Annotated in this window: 20 protein-coding genes and 1 pseudogene; 13 read left to right on the top strand and 8 right to left on the bottom strand. The window is 66.7% G+C overall.

The genetic code is table 11. From position 1 onward, the window contains the following. The first annotated feature begins 65 nt into the window (after positions 1-65). The 5 genes from B1A78_RS02495 (at position 66) to B1A78_RS02475 (ending at position 8,677) form a co-directional block, all read left to right on the top strand. Complete coding sequence (locus B1A78_RS02495; protein ID WP_077145429.1) at positions 66-2,207, top strand: TonB-dependent receptor; 2,142 nt, start codon at positions 66-68, stop codon at positions 2,205-2,207. A 20-nt stretch (positions 2,208-2,227) separates the two neighbouring features. After that, positions 2,228-3,313, top strand: a complete 1,086-nt coding sequence (locus B1A78_RS02490; RefSeq protein WP_077145454.1) for a PepSY domain-containing protein — start codon at positions 2,228-2,230, stop codon at positions 3,311-3,313. A gap of 112 nt (positions 3,314-3,425) precedes the next feature. After that, the gene (locus tag B1A78_RS02485) at positions 3,426-5,594 is read left to right on the top strand and encodes a primosomal protein N' (RefSeq protein WP_077145428.1); all 2,169 of its coding nucleotides are present in this window, start codon (positions 3,426-3,428) and stop codon (positions 5,592-5,594) included. Positions 5,595-5,669: 75 nt separating this feature from the next. Next, the gene (locus tag B1A78_RS02480; RefSeq protein ID WP_144037652.1) at positions 5,670-7,190 is read left to right on the top strand and encodes a type IV pilus biogenesis/stability protein PilW; all 1,521 of its coding nucleotides are present in this window, start codon (positions 5,670-5,672) and stop codon (positions 7,188-7,190) included. Next, positions 7,187-8,677, top strand: a complete 1,491-nt coding sequence (locus B1A78_RS02475) for a lipopolysaccharide assembly protein LapB (protein ID WP_144037651.1) — start codon at positions 7,187-7,189, stop codon at positions 8,675-8,677. Before B1A78_RS02480 ends, B1A78_RS02475 begins: the two co-directional genes overlap by 4 nt. Here the strand turns inward: B1A78_RS02475 and B1A78_RS02470 are convergent. From B1A78_RS02470 to B1A78_RS02460, 3 genes and pseudogenes are all read right to left on the bottom strand, one after another. Then, positions 8,671-9,428 (bottom strand): annotated as a pseudogene (locus B1A78_RS02470) (isocitrate lyase/phosphoenolpyruvate mutase family protein). The gene B1A78_RS02475 and the pseudogene B1A78_RS02470 sit on opposite strands and share 7 nt — an antisense overlap. Beyond that, positions 9,428-10,462 carry a bifunctional DNA-binding transcriptional regulator/O6-methylguanine-DNA methyltransferase Ada gene (ada, locus tag B1A78_RS02465; RefSeq protein WP_144037650.1) on the bottom strand — a complete coding sequence of 345 codons (1,035 nt, stop codon included), beginning with the start codon at positions 10,460-10,462 and terminating at the stop codon, positions 9,428-9,430. Before ada ends, B1A78_RS02470 begins: the two are co-directional and overlap by 1 nt. Positions 10,463-10,465: 3 nt before the next feature. Then, positions 10,466-10,930 carry a DUF1203 domain-containing protein gene (locus B1A78_RS02460; RefSeq protein ID WP_077145425.1) on the bottom strand — a complete coding sequence of 155 codons (465 nt, stop codon included), beginning with the start codon at positions 10,928-10,930 and terminating at the stop codon, positions 10,466-10,468. 98 nt (positions 10,931-11,028) lie between these two features. Here B1A78_RS02460 and B1A78_RS02455 point away from each other — a divergent pair, with 98 nt between their 5' ends. Then, positions 11,029-12,570: a S1C family serine protease gene (locus B1A78_RS02455; protein ID WP_077145424.1), complete on the top strand. Its 1,542-nt coding sequence runs from the start codon at positions 11,029-11,031 to the stop codon at positions 12,568-12,570. Here the strand turns inward: B1A78_RS02455 and B1A78_RS02450 are convergent. From B1A78_RS02450 to B1A78_RS02435, 4 genes are read right to left on the bottom strand one after another with little or no spacing between them, the layout of a single operon-like run. Further along, positions 12,554-13,105, bottom strand: a complete 552-nt coding sequence (locus B1A78_RS02450; protein WP_077145423.1) for a hypothetical protein — start codon at positions 13,103-13,105, stop codon at positions 12,554-12,556. The genes B1A78_RS02455 and B1A78_RS02450 overlap by 17 nt on opposite strands. Before the next feature lie 59 nt (positions 13,106-13,164). Next, complete coding sequence (locus B1A78_RS02445) at positions 13,165-13,953, bottom strand: alpha/beta hydrolase (RefSeq protein ID WP_077145422.1); 789 nt, start codon at positions 13,951-13,953, stop codon at positions 13,165-13,167. An 8-nt stretch (positions 13,954-13,961) separates the two neighbouring features. After that, positions 13,962-14,492 (bottom strand): shikimate kinase, encoded by a 531-nt coding sequence (locus B1A78_RS02440; RefSeq protein WP_077145421.1) that lies wholly within the window; start codon positions 14,490-14,492, stop codon positions 13,962-13,964. After that, positions 14,489-15,166, bottom strand: a complete 678-nt coding sequence (locus B1A78_RS02435; protein ID WP_083733746.1) for a dienelactone hydrolase family protein — start codon at positions 15,164-15,166, stop codon at positions 14,489-14,491. Before B1A78_RS02435 ends, B1A78_RS02440 begins: the two co-directional genes overlap by 4 nt. A gap of 149 nt (positions 15,167-15,315) precedes the next feature. Between B1A78_RS02435 and B1A78_RS02430 the strand changes: the two genes are divergently transcribed. The 7 genes from B1A78_RS02430 (at position 15,316) to B1A78_RS02400 (ending at position 21,407) form a co-directional block, all read left to right on the top strand. Continuing rightward, positions 15,316-15,732, top strand: a complete 417-nt coding sequence (locus B1A78_RS02430; protein WP_179101955.1) for a hypothetical protein — start codon at positions 15,316-15,318, stop codon at positions 15,730-15,732. Positions 15,733-15,864: 132 nt separating this feature from the next. After that, positions 15,865-16,431, top strand: a complete 567-nt coding sequence (locus tag B1A78_RS02425; RefSeq protein WP_077145418.1) for a F0F1 ATP synthase subunit delta — start codon at positions 15,865-15,867, stop codon at positions 16,429-16,431. Between the two features lie 39 nt (positions 16,432-16,470). Then, complete coding sequence (gene atpA, locus B1A78_RS02420) at positions 16,471-18,000, top strand: F0F1 ATP synthase subunit alpha (protein WP_077145417.1); 1,530 nt, start codon at positions 16,471-16,473, stop codon at positions 17,998-18,000. A 107-nt stretch (positions 18,001-18,107) separates the two neighbouring features. Continuing rightward, positions 18,108-18,983 (top strand): F0F1 ATP synthase subunit gamma, encoded by an 876-nt coding sequence (locus tag B1A78_RS02415; protein WP_077145416.1) that lies wholly within the window; start codon positions 18,108-18,110, stop codon positions 18,981-18,983. Positions 18,984-18,985: 2 nt separating this feature from the next. Then, entirely contained in the window at positions 18,986-19,561 is a 576-nt protein-coding gene (locus B1A78_RS02410) for a hypothetical protein (protein ID WP_077145415.1), read from the top strand. A gap of 12 nt (positions 19,562-19,573) precedes the next feature. Continuing rightward, a complete protein-coding gene (gene atpD, locus B1A78_RS02405; RefSeq protein WP_144037646.1) occupies positions 19,574-21,100 on the top strand; it encodes a F0F1 ATP synthase subunit beta in 1,527 nt (508 codons plus the stop codon). Positions 21,101-21,146: 46 nt separating this feature from the next. Then, positions 21,147-21,407 (top strand): ATP synthase F1 subunit epsilon, encoded by a 261-nt coding sequence (locus B1A78_RS02400; RefSeq protein WP_077145414.1) that lies wholly within the window; start codon positions 21,147-21,149, stop codon positions 21,405-21,407. Between the two features lie 55 nt (positions 21,408-21,462). Here B1A78_RS02400 and B1A78_RS02395 read toward each other — a convergent pair whose 3' ends face one another. Beyond that, a complete protein-coding gene (locus B1A78_RS02395; RefSeq protein ID WP_077145413.1) occupies positions 21,463-21,942 on the bottom strand; it encodes a DUF6265 family protein in 480 nt (159 codons plus the stop codon). Between the last annotated feature and the right edge of the window lie 150 nt (positions 21,943-22,092).

Raw genomic sequence — 22,092 nt, 5'->3', positions numbered from 1 at the left:
GAAACCCATTTCCTCTTGTTTTCGCAAATTATTCGCATTAGCGGCGCCGCAAACAGGAGTTGAGAATGAATCGCAAATTTGTCGCCGCCGCCCTCACCTGCACGATGCTGTCGTCGCCCGCCCTGGCGCAAGACGGCGCTCCGGCCGCTGAAGAAAAGGGCGAGGACATGATCGTCGTCACCGCTGCGCGCACCGTGCTGCCGCCCAGCGCGCTGCCGTTGACGATCGATGTCATTACCGAAGAGGCTCTCGATCAACAGGTTGCGATCTCCGGCTCGGTCATCGACGCGGTGGCAAATCTGACCCCCAGCTTCTCGCCGACGCGGCAGAAGCTGTCGGGTGCGGGCGAGACGCTGCGCGGTCGCTCGCCGCTCTACGCGATCAACGGCATCCCGCAATCGACCCCGATCCGCGACGGATCGCGCGACGGCTATACGATCGACCCCTTTTTCCTCGACCGCGTCGAATTGATCTATGGCTCGAACGCCTTGCAGGGGATCGGCGCGACCGGCGGCGTGGTCAACCAGGTGGTGATCAAGGCACCGCGCGAGGACGGCCTCTCCGGCCGCGTGCTGGCGCAAGGGTCGACGGGCAATTTCGAAGACAACAGCTTCGGCGGCAAGCTCGGCGGGCTGCTCTCCTATCGCCGGGGCGCCTTCGATGTGACCGGCGGCGTCGCCTATGAAGCGCGCGGCCTTTATTATGACGGCGCGGGCCGCCGCATCGGCATCGACAATACGCAGGGCGATGTGCAGGACAGCCAGAGCCTCAGCTTCTTTGCGCGCCTCGGCTATGACCTCTCGTCGACCGCCCGACTCGAATTGTTCGCGACGCGCTTCAACCTCGAAGGCAATGGCGACTGGATTCAGGTCGCGGGCAACCGGGCGACGGGCCTTCCCACCAGCTCGAAACGTGGCGACATTCAGGGCGAAGCCGCTTCGAACCGGGTCGAAACCGTCAATCTGACGCTCACCGACACCGATCTCGGCGGCGGCAACCTGGTCTTTCAGGCCTTTTTCAACCGGTCGCGCGACATCTTCGGCGGCGATGTGAGCGCGACCTTCCAGGACGCGAGCATCGCGCCCGTTGGCACCCTGTTCGACCAGTCGGCGAACCGCTCGCGCAAGCTGGGCGCGCGCGTCAGCTATGAACGGCAATTTCTCGACGCGCTGAACGTCACCCTCGGCTTCGACTCGATGTGGGACAAGACGCAGCAGGGCCTGCTCGCGACCGGACGTTATTGGGTCCCGCCGACGACCTTCCGCACCCTCGCCCCCTTCGGCCAGGCCAATCTGAAACTGTTCGACGGCGTCGTCCGCCTCGCGGGCGGCGGGCGCTGGGAGAATGGCCAGCTCAAGGTCGATGATTATGTGACGCTGGCCTCGTACAACTCGGCGCGTGTCAGCGGCGGCACCCGCAATTTCGACGATCTGCTTCTCAATGGCGGCGTGATCGTCGAGCCGGCGCAAGGCATTCGCGCCTATGCCAGCTATGCCGAAGGCTATTCGATCGCCGACGTCGGCCGCATCCTGCGCGCGGTCAACGGCGCGACCCAGCCCAATTTCCGCATCGAGGACGTCAACGTCACCCCGGTCATTTCGAACAACCGCGAGATCGGGATCGAGATCAAGCGCGGGCCGCTCGATGCGAGCGCCTCCTATTTCTGGTCGACGTCGAAGGATGGCGGCCTGTTGGTCCTGAACAGCGCGGGCGTCTATGATGTCCAGCGCCAGCGCATCGAAATCCAGGGCTTCGAGATCAATCTTGCGGTCGAGCTTCCGGTGGACGGGCTGAAGATCGGCACCGGCTATGCCCATCTGTCGGGCCGCACCGACAGCAACAAGGACGACAAGGTCGATATCGACCTCGACGGCGCGAACATCTCGCCCGACCGCGTCAATGTCTGGACGAGCTATAACCACGGGCCGCTGTCCGCGCGCGTCCAGGCGGGCTTCTATCTCGACCGCCGCTTCGATGGCGCGCCGGCGAACACCGCCTTTTCAGGCTACACGCTGACCGATGCGGTGGTGCGCTATGACCTTCCCCGCCTCGGCGGGATCACGCTCGCGGCCTCGAACCTGTTCAATGTCGACTATGTCACCTACAACAGCCAGACGATCCGCTCGACCGTCGCGGCGACCGACAATGCCCGCTTCTTCACCGGGCGCGGCCGGACCGTCACGCTCGGCTGGGATTATCGTTTCTAGGATCTGGCGCGCCCGACATGCTGAAACTGCTCGACACCCTCCACCGCTGGACCGGCGGCCTGCTCGGCCTCGTGCTCGCGCTGCTCGGGCTGTCGGGCACGATCCTGCTCTACGATTATCTGTGGATCGGCTTCCCCGGCACCGGCGACGCGCTGCGCGGCGACCTGGCGACGGTCACCGCGACCACCGAGAAATTGATGGCGCTGCCGGGCGCGCAGGGCATCATCTATGCCGACGATCGTTTCGGGCTGCACCAGCTTCGTTTCGGCAAGGAAGCGGGCGCCTATGCCAGCCAGTCGGGCGACATCGTGACGCGCTGGGCGAGCCAGTGGGAGCGGCCCGAGCTGTGGATCTTCGATTTCCACCATCATCTGTTCGCGGGCGACAGCGGCGAATGGGTGATCGGCATCGCGGGGCTCGCGGGGCTGTTCTTCGTGGTCTCGGGCGTCATCCTGTGGTGGCGCACCCGCAAGACCTTCCAGTTCCGGCTGTGGCCCAAGCGGATGAGCCGGCCCGCGATCGTCATGCACCACCGCGACCTCGGCGTGATCGTAGCGCCGCTGCTGCTGATCTCGGTCGTCACCGGCACGATGATGATCTTTCGCCCGTTTGCCTTGGGGGTGGTCGCGCCCTTCGGCCCGGTCGCCGAAACCGCGAAGGCGCTCGATCCGCCGAAATACAAGGGCGGCCCGCTCGCGGCGAAGGTCGACTATAGCGCGATGCTCACCGAGGCGCGGCGGCGCTTTCCCGATGCCGAATTCCGAATCCTCAGCCTGCCGCGCAAGCCCGGCGACCCGATCAGCCTGCGCATGAAACAGCCCGCCGAATGGCTGCCCAACGGCCGCACCACGCTGGCGTTCGACGCCGCGACGGGCGAGTTGCTCGCCGCGCGCGACGCGCTCGCGCTGCCGCCGGGTGCGCAGGCGTTCAACATGGCCTTTCCGATCCACGCGTCGAAGGTCGGCGGCTGGACGTGGCGCATCCTGCTGACGATCTCGGGCCTCGCGATGACGATGCTCGGCAGCCTCGCGGTGTGGAGCTTCTGGTTCAAGCGGCCGAAGCCCGTAAAGCGGGCGGCGAAGAAGGCGGCGCTGGCTTCTACGTGATCGCGTCACCCTAAAAGCTGGATGCCGGGTCAGGCCCGGCATGACGAAATAAGCGAAGGCGCCTCCCCGCGCTTTCCTATTTTACCCGCAGCCCTATATCCTGCGCGACCCCATGACCCGCGCCCGCACCCTCCTCCTCACCGCCGCGCTCGGCCCGCTCGATTACCGGGTGCCTTATGGCATGGAGGCCGGGCTCGGCAGCGTCGTCGTCGCGCCGCTCGGGCCGCGGCGGCTCGGCGGGGTGATCTGGGAGGACGCGAGTTTCGGCGCCCCCGATCCGGTCGGCGACAATCGCCTGCGCAACCTGTTCGAGGTGGTGCCGGTGCCGCCGGTGCAGGCGCCGCTGCGCAAGCTCGTCGAATGGACGAGCGACTATTATCTCGCGCCGCCGGGATCGGTGCTGCGCATGGTGCTGCCCGGGGTCGCCTTTGCCGACGCGCGGCGCCCGATCATCGAATATCGCGCGACGGGCGAGCTGCCGAAGCGGATGACGCCGCAGCGGACCGTCGCGATCGAGATGATCGGGCGGTCGCAGGGCACGGTACGCGAACTCGCGGCGCTCGCCGAGGTGAGCGAGGCGGTGGTGCGCGGGCTGGTGGGCAGCGGTGCGCTCGAAGCGGTCGCGGTGGCGGCCGACGCACCCTATCCCGAGCCCGACCCGGGTTTCGCGCCGCCCGACCTGTCGGACGAACAGACGGCGGCAGCAGCGCAGCTCGTCGCGGCGGTCGAGGCGGCCAGGTTCGAGACGCTGCTGCTCGACGGTGTCACCGGGTCGGGCAAGACCGAAGTCTATATGGAGGCGATCGCCGCCGCGGTGGAAGCAGGCCGGCAGGCGCTCGTCCTGCTCCCCGAAATCGCGCTGACCGAGCCGATGCTCACGCGCTTCGCGGCGCGCTTCGGCTGCGAGCCCGTCGCCTGGCATTCGGGGCTGCGCTCGGCCGAGCGCCGCCGCGCCTGGCACAGCATCGCCGCGGGCGAGGCGAAGATCGTCGTCGGCGCGCGCTCGGCGCTGTTCCTGCCTTATGCCCGGCTCGGCGTGATCGTCGTCGACGAAGCGCATGAGACGAGCTTCAAGCAGGAGGACGGCGTCCATTACCACGCACGCGACGTCGCGGTGATGCGCGGACATTTCGAAGGGCTGCCGGTCGTGCTCGCGAGCGCGACCCCCGCGCTCGAAAGCCTCGCGATGGTCGAGGCGGGGCGGTACCGGCATATCAAGCTGCCCGCGCGCTTCGGCGGCGCCACGCTGCCCGACCTCGCCGCGATCGACATGCGGCACGATCCGCCCGATCGCGGCACCTGGCTCGCCCCGCCGCTCGTCGACGCACTCGCCGACCGGCTCGCCAAGGGCGAACAGAGCCTGCTCTTCCTCAATCGCCGGGGCTTCGCGCCGCTGACGCTCTGCCGCACCTGCGGCCACCGCATCCAGTGCCCGAACTGCACCGCGTGGATGGTCGAGCACCGGCTCGTCCACCGCCTCGCCTGCCACCATTGCGGCCATGTCATGCCGCCGCCGCGGCTCTGCCCCGAATGCGAGGACGAGGACAGCCTCGTCGCCTGCGGCCCCGGCGTCGAACGCGTCGCCGACGAGGTGCGCCTGCGCTTCCCCGAGGCGCGCGTCGCCATCGTCACGTCGGACACGCTCTGGTCGCCGGCGAAGGCGGCGGAGTTCGTCGACAATGTCGAGGGCGGTCTGGTCGACATCATCATCGGCACCCAACTCGTCACCAAGGGCTATCATTTCCCCAATCTGACGCTCGTCGGCGTGGTCGACGCCGATCTCGGGCTCGACGGCGGCGACCTCCGCGCCTCCGAGCGCACTTTCCAGCAGATCGCGCAGGTCGCCGGGCGCGCCGGACGCGGGGTCAAGCCCGGCGAGGTGCTGATCCAGACGCGCGTGCCCGATGCCCCCGTCATGGCGGCGCTGGTCGCCAACGACCGCGACGGTTTCTATTCGGCCGAAGCGGCGGCGCGCAAACAGGCGGGCGCCCCGCCCTATGGCCGCTTCGCCGCGCTGGTCATCTCGTCCGAAGATATCGAGGTCGCGCGCGGCGTCGCCAAGAGGCTGGGCGACAAGGCGCCGGTCGCCGAGGGCCTCGCCGTCTATGGCCCCGCCCCCGCCCCGCTCGCGATGCTGCGCGGCCGTCATCGCTTCCGCCTGCTGCTCCACGCGCCGCGCAGTTTCGACCTGCAGGGCACGATCCGCGACTGGGTGGCGCGCATCGACTGGCCGTCGAAGGCACGGCTCGCGATCGACATCGACCCCTATAGTTTCGTTTGAGCGCCAGCAGTTTACATCGCCCGCGCCCACTGGCAGCTAGGGCGGTGGGGACCGGCGTTTCGGGGGACGATTGGGATGCAGAGGGGATTATTCGCGGGCGCGGCGTTGATCGCGGCGCTGGCGGCGACGGGCGCCGAGGCCAAATGGCTGCGCGCCGAGACCGACAATTTCATCATCTATAGCGAAGGAAGCGAAAAGTCGCTGCGCGACTTCGCGGTGACACTGCAGCGTTTCGATGCGACGCTGCGCTTTCGTTTCAAGGTCCCGGGCGGCGCCGACAGCGCGCGCCTGCCGATCTACCTGCTCGCACGGTCCGAGGAAGTGGCGCGGTTGCACGGTAGCCCGGGCGGCTCGGTCGCCGGTTTCTATTCGGCCGACCGCGACGGCAGCTTCGCGGTGTCGAACCGCGAAAATTACGGCGACGAAATGGGGACGCCCGATTCGCAGCAGACGCTGTTTCACGAATATGGCCATCATTTCATGATGCGCTATGTCACCGCAGCCTTCCCCGCGTGGTTCGTCGAGGGCTTCGCCGAATATTATTCGACGGTCGATTTCGACAAGCAGGGACGCGCGCTGATCGGCAAGCCCGCGCGCCGACGTGCCTATGGCCTGATCGAACTGCCCAAATTGCCGGTCGAGAAATTGCTGTTCGAGCGCTCGGGCGCCTTGAAGACCGGCGAACAGGTAGAGGTCTTTTACGGCCGCGGCTGGCTGCTCACCCATATGCTTTACAACGACCCGGCGCGCGCGGGGCAGCTGAGCGCCTATATGACCGCGATCAACGCAGGCACCGACCCCAAAAAGGCCGCGGCCGACGCCTTCGGCGACCTGGCCCAGCTCGACAAGGACCTCAACCGCTATGTCGGGCGCCCGCTGAGCTATCGCCCGACGCTCGAGCCGATCCCGCTTCCGACCAATATCAGCATCACGCCGCTGTCGGCGGCCGAGGATGCGCTGCTGCCGCTGCGGCTCGAACGGATGAGCGCCGACAATGGCAGCGAGCGCATGACCAAGGTGCGCGACAATCTGAAGAAACTGTCGGTCGCCCATCCGGGCGACGCCGGCGTGTGGTTCGAACTCGCCGCCGCCGAATGGGCGCTGGACGATGAGGACCGCGACCTGGCCGCGGTCCGCGCCGCGATCGCCAAGGCATTGGCGATCAAGGCCGACCATGTCCGCGCCAATGTGCTGCTCGCGCGGCTCAACAGCTTCGAACTCGATGCCAAGGGCGATTACAGCGCCGGCGCGTGGCGCAGCGTCCGCCAGCCGCTGCAACTGGCGAACCGCACCGATCCCGACGACCCGATTCCGCTCTATGCCTTTTACCAGAGCTTCATCGACCAGCGCGTGCGCCCGATCGATATCGCGATCGAAGGGCTGGGCCGCGCTTTCACCTTGGCGCCCGAGAATGTGCAGGTTCGCATCTCCTATGCCTTTGCGCTCGCCAACAAGGGCGATTTCGACCCGGCCATCAAGCTCGCCCAATCGATCGCCTTCGACCCGCATGGCGGCGGCGGCGAGGGATTGCTCGACCAGCTCGAAGCGATGCGCGACCGGAGCAGGGGCAAGAGCGACGCGGCGGCCGCCGAATGAGGTTATTGCTCGCCGCCCTGTTGGGGCTGATCCTCGCGCCGCCCGCCCACGCCGAATGGCACCGCATCGAAACCGCCGAATTCGCATTGCAGGCGGACATGGAGCCCGAAGCGCTGCGCGCGCTCGGCGTCCAACTGCTCGATCACGACCGGTTGCTGCGCGAGGTGCTCGAAGTGACCGGACCCGGGCGCGGGCGCCGGATCGAGATGATCATCTATGGCGACCATGCGCAGCTCGTTGCCGAATCGGGCATGCCCGCGCTGGCGGCCGGTTTTTTCACTGCCAATCCGATCGAGAATTTCGCGCTGCTGCCGGCGCGCGATACCGCCGACTATTCGACCTATGACATGGTCCGGACGCTGCGGCACGAATATACCCATTATTTCATGGTCCGGCATCTGGGCCGCCAATATCCGGGGTGGTTCATCGAGGGTCTGGCCAGCTTCTTCGAGACCGCGCATCGCGGAGCTGACGGCATCATGCGCTATGGCGCACCGCATGAGGATGCGTCGATCTTTCTGCTTGAATTTGGCGGGCTCCCCTTTTCAAAATTGGGCGCGATGCCTGACTTTCGCGCGGGCGACGAACAGATCGGGCGTTTTTATGCGCAGGGCTGGCTGATCACGAGCCATTATTTCATGGGCGGTCTGCAGGCGCCCGGAATCAAGGCCTATCTGGACACCGCACGGCGAAACGGAAAGCCCGACGCGAACCTGTTCGCGGGCGGCCCCGGCCAGCTCGATCGCGACGTCGCGGCATGGTTCGCGGCGGGCCTGCCGCCGGAAAAGCAGGTGAATGTCGCACCGGCCGATCCGTCGGCGATCGCGCTACGCCCGCTCAGCGCCGGCGAGATCGGATTGATCGGCCTGCGTCTCGAAATATATCGGCGGGGATCGCAGATCACCCAGCATCGCGATGCAACCGAAGCGACGGCCGCGCTGAGCCGCCAGGCGCTGCAACTCGCCAGCGCCAATCCCGGCGATCGGGCGGTCGGTCGCTATGCCGCGAAACTCTTCCTGCTGATGGACAGCGACGAGGTCGGCAGCGACGACATCGCGGCGCTGCTCGATCCCGCCGGCACGACCAGCGAAGACCGGATCCTCCAGGCGCGATTGATGACGCGCCGCGCCGATGAAGGACCGCCGGCGAAGTTCCAGCAGACGATCGCAGCGTCACGCGCGACGCTGCAGGAGGTTCTGAAGGCCGACCCCGACAATGTCGATGCGCTCGTCGCCATGTTCGAAAATGTCCGCGAGGCCGAGGGCGCGTCATCGCAAGCCGCGCAATATCTGGCGAAGGCGCTCGCGATCGAGCCCGCCAATGGCCCGTGGCGCATGACCCTCCTCGAACTTTATCTCCGCGATAACCGCAAGGCCGACATCGTCGCGCTGCTGCAGCCGATCGCGAACATGCCGCACGGAGGCGGCGATGCCGCCATGGCGTCGGACATGATCAAGCGCTTTGCGGGTATCGGCCCGGCTCAATAATCGGGTTCGGCGCCGCCCAGCACCTCGCCCGCCTGCGCCGTGAGCCACGCCATCGCGGCCGCCCAGGGCTGATGCCCGTGGCTGATCCGCGCGACGCCGAGGGCGGCGAGTTCCGCGTGCGTCGGGCCGCCCTTGCCGCGTAATATATTCACCGGCAGCGGCGAGGCGGCGCAGATCGCGCCAATGCATTTGGGGTCGAGCAGGAAGGGCACGAAGAGCGAGCCCGCGCCGGCGTCGGCATAGGCGCGGCCGCGTTCGAGCGTCGCGGCGACGAGCGCGTCGCCGTCCCTTGCGATATCGGCGCCGCGAAATGTGTCACAGCGCGCATTGACGAAGATGCCGGTGTCGGCGGCGGCGCGGTAGCGCGCGGCCGCCTCGGCGATCGGCAGCAGCACACTCTCGCCGGGCAGCCGGTCCTCCATGTTGATTCCGGCCGCCCCGGCGGCGCGCGCGCGCCGACCGAGACGCCGACCGCCGCCGGATCGGCGCCGTATCCCGACTCCATGTCGATCGTCACCGGCAGGTCGGTGACCGACAGGATGCGCGCGAGATTTTCGAACACATCCTCGAGCGGGAAATCCTCGCCGTCGTTGCGGCCCTGCGCGCCCGCGACGCCATAGCTGCCCGTCGCGATCGCTTTTGCGCCCGCCGCGGCAACCGCCTTCGCGCTGCCCGCATCCCAGATATTGACGAGGATCAGCGGATCGCCGGGAATATGCAGCGCGCGAAATTCGGCGACTTTGTCGGACATCAGAAACTCTCCCTCTTGAGCAATTCTTCCTTGATCGGCAGGCCATAGGCATAGCCGCCGAGCGTTCCGTCGCTTCGCACGACGCGGTGGCACGGAATCAGCACCGCGACATTATTCGCGCCATTGGCGCTGCCCGCCGCGCGCACCGCTTTCGGCTTGCCGACCGCCGCCGCGATATCGGCATAGCTTCGCGTCTCGCCCGCCGGGATCTTGCGCAGTTCGCGCCAAACCGCCTCCTGAAAAGCGGTGCCCTTCACGTCGAGCGGGATATGGTCGAAGCCGTTCACCGGCGCCTCGACCGCAACGACGACCTGTTTGAGCAAGGCCGCAAATTCTTCGCCGCCTTCGATCAGTTCGGCGGCGGGGAAGCGCTCTTCGAGCGCCTCGCGGCCTTCGGCGAAGCTCAGCCGGCACACGCCTTTGTCCGTCGCGGCGACGAGCATGTCGCCAAGGCTGGTCGGCACCACCGCCCAATGGATCGTCGCGCCCTTGCCGCCGTTCACCCATGCCGAGGCGGTCATGCCCATGCGGCCCTCCATATTCTCGTAGAAACGCGACGGCCCCGAAAAGCCCGCATCATAGATGGCGTCGGTCACCCGGCCGCCGCCGCTGAGCGCGGTTCGCGCGCGTTCCTCGCGCAGCGCGCGGGCATAGGCGGCGGGCGACAGCCCGGTGTGGCGGCTGAAGACGCGCTGGAAATGCGTCGGCGAATAGCCGGTGCGCGCGGCGAGGTCGGCGAGCGCGAGCGGCTCCTCGCTGCCCTTGATCGCCGCGATCGCCTTGATCACCGCGCCTTCGTCGCGCGCGACATCGTCGGGCAGGCAGCGCTTGCACGGACGCAGCCCCGTCGCGCGTGCTGCGGCGCCGTCGGCAAAGAAGCGGACATTGTCGCGCAAGGGATGGCGCGCCGCGCAGCTCGGGCGGCAATAGATGCCGGTGGTGAGCACCCCGGTCATGAAGCGCCCGTCAAAGGCCTTGTCGCGGGCGCATACCGCGTCCCAGCGCTCGTCGTCGGTCATGGTGTCGAAGCCCATGGCTCAATCCCTCGTCACGCGCGCGGCAAAGCAGCCATGCGCGGCGTTGTGCGCGTCGATATAGGCAATCGCATCGTCGGCGAACAGGGATCGGATCGCGCCATCGGCCTCGCCCGGCCCCGCGAGCCGCGCGTCCCGCAGCATGCCCGCGGCGTCGAAGCCGCGCAGCGCGAGCGGGCGGCCCGCAAATGCCGGCGGTGTCGCGTCGGCATAGGTCGCGGCTTCGACGCCTTGCCGGACATAGATGGCATAGGCGCTGCGGTACGGCGTATCGACATCATGGCTGGTGTGATGAAGCAGGATCAGTTCTTCCCCCGCCTTCGCATCATCGAGGCTGATACGGCAGGGAAAGCCGCGATCGGCGCTGGCGACAACGCGCCGGGCGCCCTGCGCCGCAAGCTCACCGCCATCAAGGTCGAATAGCGGGGCGAAGGGGGCGGGGTCGAGTCCCGCAATCCGGTAGGTCATTTCGATATCCTTTCTCGTCTGATCGCCCGAATGCCACGCGGCGCACCGGATCGCGTCCCGATGCTTGCGTTCAAAGTGCGCCGCTTTAATCAGGGGCCATGACCCGCCTCCTCGCGCTGCTGCTCGCCCTCCTCTCCGTCACCGCTCCGGCCCGCGCCGCCGACGATATCAGCGCGGTGTCGCGCAGTGTCGTGCGCGTCGTCACCGTCGCGATGGTCGATGGCGAGGTCGTCGGCTTTGGCCATGGCAGCGGCATCGCCATCTCCCCCACCCGCATCGTCACCAACGCGCATGTCGTCGAATCGGCGGCGCGCTATCCCGACAATGTCGCGCTCGGCGTCGTCCCGTCGGAGGGGCAGAAAAGCTATGCCGCGAAGCTGATCGCGATCGACACCAAGCGCGACCTCGCGCTGATCGAGATCACCGAGGGGCGGGTGCCCGCCGCCGCCATCTATTCGGGGCCGTTCGAGGCGGGCGGCGATGTCGTCGCATTGGGCTATCCGGGCAATGTCGACCTCGCGACCGCGCGCAGCGCCGCCGATTATATCACCCCGCGCACCCCGGTACGCAGCGAGGGCAATCTGTCGAACCCACAGGCGCTCGACGGGGTCGCGATGCTCGTCCACACCGCCAAGATTTCGCGCGGCAATTCGGGCGGCCCGCTGGTCGACCAGTGCGGACGCATCGTCGGCATCAACAGCGCGATCACCCGCGCCGACGACGGCGATTCCTCCTTCGCCTTCGCGATCGCCAACCGCGAACTGACGCGATTCCTGACCGATGCGAACCAGCCGTTCAGCAGCATCGGCACCCCCTGCCTGTCGCTCGCCGACGCCGATGCGCGCGACCGCGCCGCGCTCGACGCCGACGCGCGCGCCAAGGCCGAGGCCAATGCAGCGAAGGACGAGGCGGCGGCGCTCGACCGCGAACTGCGCGAAACCCGCGCCAATGAGGAAGCGCTCGCATCGCGCGAGAATCGGATCGCGCTGGCGGGCGTGCTGTTCGTGATCGGCGCGCTCGCCGCCGGCGCCGCGCTGATGTTCCACGGCCAGAAGAATGTCCGCAATGCCAAGATCGCCGGCGCGGCTGGCGGCGTGCTGATATTGGGGGCGGCGATCCTGTTCGCGACGCGCCCCGATGCGCACGCCGACCTGCCGTCCGACCCGAAAGTGGCCGACAGCACCGCGGGGCCGCCCGCGCTCGCAACCGGCAATCTGCTCTGCACAATCCGCCCCGATCGCAGCCGCATCACCGTGTCCGAAACCCCCGACGTGCCGGTGACGATCGGCAAGGACGGCTGCATCAACGGCCGCACCCAATATGCGCAAGGGTCCGACGGACGCTGGCAGCGCATCCTCGTGCCCAATGAGGATGCGACGGTGACGATCGCGTCGATCGACGGCGCCGGGACCGATTACCGCGTCGACCGCTATCTGCTCGATGCCGAGACGATGGCGAAGGCACGCGAAGTCCGTGCCGGAGTCGAGGTCAAGGGTTGCACGGTCAGCGCCGACCAGCTCGCGGGCCTCGCAACCCAGCAGGATGCGATCCGCGCAGTGTTGCCGCCGACGCCGAACGAGCGGCTGGTCTATTCGTGCCAGAAGCTCGCGGCGGGCGCGGCGGTCAGCCCGGCGCCTTGAGCCGCCAGCCGGCGCCGGGATCGATCCACAGATATTGCCCCATCAGTTCGCCGGCGAACTGGCCATCGACCGTCCCGACCTCCTGATGCATCGCATCGTCGGCGCGTGCGAAGGCGTAGGCGCAGGTCTTGCGATGCCACAAAGCCTCGACCAGCCCCTGCCGATAGAGGAGCATGAGGCGCTTGTCGTTGACCGGCGCATGGGGCGCGCGGCTGCTGACGATGCGAAAGCCCGCCATATAGGCGTCGTCGACGGTGCCGCAGAGCGCGACGCCTTCGCGCACCAGCTTGAATCGCGCCTCTGCGGCGAAAGCGGGGGCATTGGGAAGCGCGGTCAATTGCCGCACCGACACCCGGCCGTCGGCGCCGCTGTCGAACCAGGTCATCACGCGGCACGAGCGCGCCGCCGGATCGGGATCGTGGCACTGGATCTGGCCCGCACGCGCGGGCGCGAGCGGGTCGGCAACGGGCTTCCACGCCGGATCGAGCCCGAAATCGGGCGCCGCGAAAAGCAAGAACGCCAAAGCGAAGGACATGGCCACCTCCCAAGGCGGCGATCTTCGCACGAAACGGTAACGATCGGGTTAGCCGCGCGTCAGGGCAGCGCGTCGACCCAGCGCGTCAGGATCGCCTGCGCCGCCGCGCCATAAGCGAGTTCATGCCCCGCGCCCGCGACACGCGCGACCGTCGCATCGGACCGCGCCGCGTGGAGCCGCGCGAGATTGTCGGGTTTGACGAGCGTGTCGGCGTCGCCGTGCATCAGATAGACCGGCGCGCGTACCGCCGCGAGCTTGGCCGCATTGTCGAAGCGATCGCGGACGAGCCAGCGCGGGATGAGCGGGACCTGGCTCTGCACCACCGCGGGCAGGTCCGAAAACCCCGACACCAGCACCAGCGCCGCGACGGGGTGGCGCCGCGCCATTTCGGTCGCGGGTCCCGACCCGATCGAATTGCCGACGACGACGATATCGCGCGTCGGCACGCCCGCATCGGCGAGCCAGCGCAGCGCCGCCTCGCCGTCGCGATAAAGGCCGTCTTCGTGCGGTGAACCCGGATTGCCGCCATAGCCGCGATATTCGACGAGCATCAGCCCGGCGCCCTCGGCGGCCGGGCCGCGCGTCGCCTGCATCGCGCCCGCCAGATTGTCGCCATTGCCGTGGAAGAAGAGGACCGTCTTCGCTCCCGGCGCAGCGGGCCGATAAAAGGCCGTCAGGGTGAGCCCGTCGTCGGTGCGCGTATGGACGAGGCGGAAACCGGCCGGCGCCTCGACCGGATAATCGTCCGGCGCGGGAAAGAGCAGGCGGCGCTGCTGCGTGTAGAGGATCGCGGTCGCGGCGAGCGCGAAGACGAGGACAAAAAGCAGCAGGTTGATCGCGACCTTCACCGGCGCGATCAGCCGAGAGCGAGCGTGGCGCGGATCTGCGCCGCGGCTTCGGCGGGGGAGACCGCGCCGGTGTCGATCGTCAGCGCGGGTGCGGGCAGCGGCGGATAGGCGAAGGCGCCCGCCGCCTCGAGTTCGCGCAGCAGCGCGAGCGACGATAATTTGCCGCACGCCTGCCGCGAGGGTGCCTCGACCCGCGCCGCGACGACTTCGGCCGCGCAGTCGAGCGCGACGAAATCGATGCGTCCGCCCGCATTCTCGACCAGCGCGGCGACGCGCTGCGGAAAATCGGGCGCGACGCTCGCTTCGGGGTGGAAGGTGAAGATCAGCGAGCGATCCTCGGCCGCCGCGGCGGCGAAGACGTCGAGCCACATATGCTCGCGCAGCGCCACGAAACCGGGGCTGCCGAAGGGGAACACCGCGAGCAGCGCATCGACGACGAGATGATTATGGAAGAGCGGCAGCCCGGTCGCTGCCGCAAGTTCCTTCGCGACCGTAAGCTTGCCCGATGCGGCGGGGCCGTGGAGGAAGACCAGCCTCACCCCCCGCAGGCCTTGAACAGCATCAGCGTGCGCTCGCGCGCCAGTTCGCTCGACGGTTCGTGATAATCCTTGCGGCGGTCGCTGTTGAAGCCGTGGTTGGCGTCATAGACGAAGATCTGCGCGGTCGGATGCTGCTTCGCGATCAGCGCCTCGACCCCTTCCATCGGGATGCCCGCGTCGAAGCGGCCGAAATGGGCGATGGTCGCGCAACCCGGTGCCTGATCGGCGAACTGGGTGGGCACGAGGCTGCCATAATAGGAGGATGCCGCGGCGAGGTCGGGGCTGATCTGCGCCATGCGCCAGGCGACCGAGCCGCCATAGCAATAGCCGGTGATGAAAACGGGGCCTTTGCCCTTCAGCGCATCGATGCAGGTCTGCGCATCCTTCAAACTCTGCTCGAAGGGATGGAGTTCGCGCGCCAGTTGCACCGCGCGCTCGAACTGCGGCCCCGAATAGTCGCTCTCGAACCCCGGATGCTCGCGGTCGAAGATCGCGGGGGCGAGCACCTCATAGCCATCTGCGGCATATTCGTCGCACAGGTCGCGGATATGGTCGGTGACCCCGAAGATTTCCTGGATCAGCACCAGCCCGCCGCGGCGTTCGCCTTCGGGCTGCACATGATAGACCGCAATCTCGGCGCCATCGTCCATCGTCATCCGGATCATCTCGCCCATCATCGTCTCCCATGTTAGTCGTGCGGCGGGTTTATGGGAGGGGGATCAGAATGCAAGCGAGAGGTCTGACGCTCGGGACGGTCGCTATAGTCCTGCTGGCGGGTTGCAGCGCTCCCGCCCCAGAGATTTCGGAAGAAAAACGGAAAGAGATGCAAATCGACCGCGTTGTGAAACTCGGCGATCAGTCCTGCCTGTGCGCGATGGCCGGACGTGACACATCAAAGCTAGACCGCGAACTGGAACGGCTCACCGCTTCGCTAGAGACGAAAACTTGGATGACATCGAGCGTCCCGCTTCGGGCCGACGGTGTCTGCTATCCGCAGCTCGGCGAACGCGCTTGCGTAGGACGAGTCGTGATTACCCACTCCCGGTCCGATACCGATTTTGTCTGCACGGGAAAACAGGCCGACGAACTGCTGGCCGTGTGGGAAGGTGCAGCGACCGACGGACGCACATATGAAAGCCTTGTCGCTGCCGACAAGAAGCGAGATGCGGCATTGCTCAAGCGCCTTAGAGCGATGCACGCCGAGGCCGCTGCAAAGATTCCACAATCGGCCTGCAACTAGTCCCACCCCCACCTTGCATTGCAGCACAATCGTTGCTAGGCGCGCCGCGACTTCGCGCGGGGGTTGTTCATCGAATCTCCCGGTAAAGCGCGACCCATCCCCCCTCGGGATAGCAACAAAGGACTTTCACGCGTGGAGAATTCCGGCGGCATTCAGGGCAACATCACGGCGGGCCTCGCGGGCCGTTATGCAGTCGCTTTGTTCGATCTGGCCCGCGAATCGAACGCGATCGACGCGGTCGCCAAGAGCCTCGCCACCCTGCGCGCAGGCCTGACCGAATCGGCCGACCTGTCGGCGCTGATCGCCAGCCCGGTCGTCGGCCGCGACGATGCCGCCAAGGCGATGGCCGGCGTCGCCAAGGCGATGAAGCTCGATTCGCTGACCGCGAAATTCCTCGGCGTGCTCGCTGACAATCGCCGCCTCGCCGATCTGCCCAAGATGATCGACGCCTATGACGCGATCGTCGCCGATCATCGCGGCGAAGTGACCGCGAAGGTCACCAGCGCACACCCGCTGACCGCCGCGCAGCTGAAAGAGCTGACCGCGAACCTCAAATCCCGTGTCGGGCGCGACGTCACCGTCGCCACGACCGTCGATCCCGCCATCCTTGGCGGCCTCGTCGTCCAGCTGGGCAGCCAGCTGATCGACGGCAGCATCCGCACCCGTCTCAACAGTTTCGCCCAGGCGATGAAGGGCTGAAAGCCCGTACGCCAAATTTGCCCGATGAAAGGCTAAACAATGGAAATCCGCGCCGCTGAAATCAGCAAGGTCATCAAGGACCAGATCGCCAATTTCGGCACCGACGCCACGGTCAGCGAGATCGGCTCGGTTCTCTCGGTCGGCGACGGCATCGCCCGCGTCCACGGCCTCGACAATGTCCAGGCCGGTGAAATGGTCGAATTCGCCAATGGCGTGAAGGGCATGGCGCTCAACCTCGAAGCCGACAACGTCGGCATCGTGATCTTTGGCTCGGACAGCGAGATCAAGGAAGGCGACACCGTCAAGCGCACCGGCACGATCGTCGACGTTCCCGTCGGCAAGGGTCTGCTCGGCCGCGTGGTCGACGGCCTCGGCAACCCGATCGACGGCAAGGGCCCGATCAAGGCCGACAAGCGCATGCGCGTCGAAGTCAAGGCGCCGGGCATCATCCCGCGCACCTCGGTTCACGAACCCGTCCAGACCGGCCTCAAGGCGCTCGACGCGCTTGTCCCCGTCGGCCGCGGCCAGCGCGAACTGATCATCGGCGACCGCCAGACCGGCAAGACCGCCGTCGCGATCGACACCTTCATCAACCAGAAGCAGGCCAACGCCGGCGACGATGAATCGAAGAAGCTGTACTGCATCTATGTCGCGGTCGGCCAGAAGCGTTCGACCGTCGCGCAGATCGTGCGCCAGCTCGAAGAAAATGGCGCGATGGAATATTCGATCGTCGTCGCCGCGACCGCGTCGGAACCCGCTCCGCTGCAGTATCTCGCGCCCTACACCGGCGTGACGATGGGCGAATTCTTCCGCGACAACGGCATGCACGCCGTCATCGTCTATGACGATCTGTCGAAGCAGGCCGTCGCCTATCGCCAGATGTCGCTGCTGCTGCGCCGCCCGCCGGGCCGCGAAGCCTATCCGGGCGACGTCTTCTATCTCCACAGCCGCCTGCTCGAGCGCGCTGCAAAGATGAACAGCGACAATGGTTCGGGCTCGCTGACCGCGCTGCCGATCATCGAAACGCAGGCGGGCGACGTTTCGGCATACATCCCGACCAACGTGATTTCGATCACCGACGGCCAGATCTTCCTCGAAACCAACCTGTTCAACGCCGGTATCCGTCCCGCGATCAACGTCGGCCTGTCGGTGAGCCGCGTCGGCTCGGCCGCACAGACCAAGGCGATGAAGAAGGTGTCGGGCTCGATCAAGCTCGAGCTCGCGCAGTATCGCGAAATGGAAGCCTTTGCGCAGTTCGGTTCGGACCTCGACGCGTCGACGCAGAAGCTGCTCAACCGCGGCGCGCGCCTGACGCAGCTGCTCAAGCAGCCGCAGTTCCAGCCGATGCCGTTCGAAGAGCAGACCGCGTCGATCTTCGCCGGCACCAACGGCTATCTCGACAATGTCGCGACGACCGACGTGTCGCGTTACGAACAGGCGATGCTCGCCTATCTGCGCAGCGACCATGCCGATGTGCTGAAGACGATCCGCGACACCAAGGATCTTGGCGACGACGCCAAGAAGGGCCTGGTCGCGGCGCTCGAAGCGTTCGGCAAGATTTTCGCGTAAACATACACCTCGTCATCCCCGCGAAAGCGGGGACCCAGCGCGACACAGCGCAAGCTATCCCTAGGTTCCCGCTTTCGCGGGAATGACGAAAAAGAGGAACCGATAGAGTGGCATCACTCAAGGAACTCAAAGGGCGGATCGTCTCGGTCAAGTCGACCCAGAAGATCACCAAGGCCAAGAAGATGGTCGCCGCCGCCAAGCTGCGCAAGGCGCAGGCGGCCGCCGAGGCCGCGCGTCCCTATGCCGAGCGTCTCGAGCGCGTCGTCGCGAGCCTCGCGTCGAAGGTCGGCGCGTCGGATTCGGCGCCGAAGCTGTTGTCGGGCACCGGCAAGGGCGACACGCATCTGCTCGTCGTGCTCAACAGCGACCGCGGCCTTGCGGGCGCGTTCAACTCGAACATCGTCAAGGCCGCGCGCGACAAGGCGCTCGAACTGCAGGCGCAGGGCAAGAAGGTCGTCTTCTTCCTCGTCGGCCGCAAGGGCCGCCCGGTGATCGCACGCCTCTTCCCCGGCCAGATCATCGAGCAATATGAGACGACCGGCATCCGCGACATCGGCTTCGAACAGGCGAGCGACATCTCCACGAAGGTGATGGAGCTGTACGAAGCCGGCGCCTTCGACGTCGCGCACCTCTTCTATTCGAAGTTCCGCTCGGCGCTGCTCCAGATCGCGACCGGCCAGCAGATGATCCCGGTTCCGCCGCCCGCCGACGTTCCCGCATCGAGCGGCGCCGCGGTCGAGTATGAGCCCGACGAGGAAGCGATCCTCGCCGACCTCTTGCCGCGCAACGTCACCATCCAGATCTTCAAGGGCCTCCTTGAAAACGCCGCGTCCGAACAGGGCGCGTCGATGACCGCGATGGACAATGCGACGCGCAACGCGGGCGACCTGATCAACAAGCTGACCATCGTCTACAACCGCACGCGTCAGGCGGCGATCACCACCGAACTCATCGAAATCATCGCGGGCGCCGAGGCGCTCTGACGATGACCGGCGGCGCCCCCAACTGGTTTGCCAAGGTCGGGCCGTGGACAGCATTGCTGTGCGCGGGCCTGATCCTGTTTACCCTGTTGGGCGCCGTACAGATCGTGATGATGCGCCAGCTGGCACAGGACACGGTTGCGATGTCGGGTTACGACCTGCCGGGCACCGGCACCTATGTCGCGCTGTCGATCGCATCGATCGTCGTCCGGATGATGCTGTTCCTGATCGCTTTCGGCCTGCTCGCATCGCAGCTGCAGCGCAGCAGCGTGGTCTTTACCGTTGCGGCCATCTGGATCGCCTATCCGGGCCTCGCCCTGCTGTTCGAACTGCTGCGTCCGGTGGTTTTTGCGGGCACCGATTGGACCGCGGTCGGCGGGTTCCCGCTGCTGCCGATCGATCTGGCGTTCAACCTTGCCGTGACCGGATATCTGCTGTTTTCGCCCCGCGTCGCAGAAGCCTATAATATCGACACCCGTACCCGCATCCCTGCCGCGCTCCGCAAGAGCTGGGCGCAGCTCCGCGGTCGTCCCATTCCCGAAGAAATCGAGGCGTCGCGCCTCCACGAAACGTTCAAATAAGGAAGATTGAACATGGCAACCGCTCCCGCCCCCGAGAAGAAGGCACCGGCCAAGAAGGCCGCTGCGCCCAAGAAGGCCGCTGCTCCGAAGGCCGCCGCGACCGCCGGCGCCGCCACGGGCCGCATCGCCCAGGTCATCGGCGCCGTCGTCGACGTCCAGTTCACCGGCACCCTGCCCGCGATTCTGAACGCGCTCGAAACCGAGAACAACGGCAACCGCCTCGTCCTCGAAGTCGCGCAGCACCTCGGCGAGAACACCGTCCGCACCATCGCGATGGACGCGACCGACGGCCTGACCCGCGGCCAGCCGGTGACCGACACCGGCGCGCAGATCACCGTGCCCGTCGGCCCGCAGACGCTCGGCCGCATCCTCAACGTCATCGGCGACCCGATCGACGAGCGCGGCCCGGTCAACGCCGGCATGTCGGCGCCGATCCACGCCAAGGCTCCCGAATTCGTCGACCAGTCGACCGAAGCCGCGATCCTCGTCACCGGCATCAAGGTCATCGACCTGATCGCGCCCTATGCCAAGGGCGGCAAGATCGGCCTGTTCGGCGGCGCCGGCGTCGGCAAGACCGTTCTGATTCAGGAACTGATCAACAACATCGCCAAGGGCCACGGCGGCGTCTCGGTGTTCGCGGGCGTCGGTGAACGCACCCGCGAAGGCAACGATCTCTATCACGAATTCCTCGACGCCGGCGTTATCGCCAAGGACGCCGACGGCAACCCGACCCCCGAAGGGTCGAAGGTGGCGCTGGTGTTCGGCCAGATGAACGAGCCCCCGGGCGCCCGCGCCCGCGTCGCGCTCTCGGGCCTGACGATGGCCGAATATTTCCGCGACCAGGAAGGCCAGGACGTTCTGTTCTTCGTCGACAACATCTTCCGCTTCACGCAGGCGGGCTCGGAAGTGTCGGCTCTGCTCGGCCGTATTCCGTCGGCCGTGGGCTACCAGCCGACGCTGTCGACCGACATGGGCGCGCTGCAGGAACGCATCACCTCGACCACCAAGGGTTCGATCACCTCGGTGCAGGCCATTTACGTTCCCGCGGACGATCTTACCGACCCTGCTCCCGCAACCTCCTTCGCTCACTTGGACGCGACGACGACGCTGAACCGCGCGATTTCGGAACTCGGCATCTACCCCGCGGTTGACCCGCTCGACTCGACCTCGCGCGTGCTAACCGCCGCGACCGTCGGGCAGGAGCATTACGAGACCGCCCGCCGCGTTCAGGAAACGCTGCAGAAATACAAGTCGCTGCAGGACATCATCGCGATCCTCGGCATGGACGAACTGTCGGAAGAAGATAAGCTGGTCGTCGCCCGCGCGCGCAAGATCCAGCGCTTCCTGTCGCAGCCGTTCCACGTCGCCGAAGTCTTCACCGGCATCCCCGGCAAGTTCGTCGCGATCGAAGACACGGTGAAGTCGTTCAAGGCCGTCGTCGACGGCGAATATGACCACCTGCCCGAAGCGGCCTTCTACATGGTCGGCGGTATCGACGAAGCGATCGCCAAGGCCGCGAAGCTCGCCGAAGACGCGTAAGGAACCTATGCCCCTCCCCCACGCGGGAGGGGCTTAAGGAAGTAAAATGGCTCTGAAGTTCGAACTCGTAACCCCCGCCCGCCTCGAGCGGACCGCCGATGTCTACATGGTCACCGTACCGGGCAGCGAAGGCGACTTCTCTGTGCTCGAAGGCCATGCGCCCTTCATGGCGACGCTGCGCAACGGCCCGCTGACCATCTATGCGAGCGCTGGCGCCGCGCCCGAGACGATCGAGGTCGAAGGCGGCTTTGCCGAGGTCAATGAGGCCGGGCTGACCGTCCTCGCCGAGCATGTGACCGCCGGCTGATCGCGGCCAGGCAAAGCGAATGACAAAAGGGGGCCGCGGCCCCCTTTTTCATGGCTCAATCGCCGCTTCCCATCGGTCTGTAAGTCCATTCGACCGGGCGGCTGCCGTCGGCCATCGAGATGCGCGCTTTCAGATTCTTCCCCTCGCGCCAATAGCGTATCAGCTGCGGATAGTCGTTCGCGACATTGGCGAACGCCACCCCGTCGCCGTCGTCGCCCGGCGACCAGGCGAAGGTCGTCCAGCCGCTCCCGCCCGGCGCCGCGACGAACGCCATGCGCAGGACGGGGCCATCGTCATTCGGCTCGGAGAGGGCAATCCGCATCACTTCCCATTCGCCCAGCCGGTCGCCCTCGCCGCGCCGCCCGCTGCCGATCATCATGCCGCCGCGCGGCGCGGTCCAGCATTCCTCCGCCCAGCGCGCGCCGTCGCGCGTTTCCCAGCAGCCGGCCATCCATGCCGGCAGCACCGGATCGTCGTCCTGCGCGGTCGCGGGCGCGGCGACCGCCAATGCCATCGCCAAAAGGATGAAACGCATAATCCCTCCGCCCGGATGCCATCTGTCCGACGATGCTGTCGGGGCATTAGGAGAATGTCAAAGTTTCCGATCTATTCACCCTGTTGATTGGGGGTTCGTCTGCTCTGGCGGCGACACAACCACGGACATGATTCGGAAGCAGGACACAAC

The sequence above is a fragment of the Sphingopyxis sp. KK2 genome, from assembly GCF_001990265.1.
Taxonomy (GTDB): domain Bacteria; phylum Pseudomonadota; class Alphaproteobacteria; order Sphingomonadales; family Sphingomonadaceae; genus Sphingopyxis.
The sequence above is the reverse complement of the archived record's forward strand: the minus strand, read 5'-3'. Positions and strand labels throughout refer to the sequence as shown.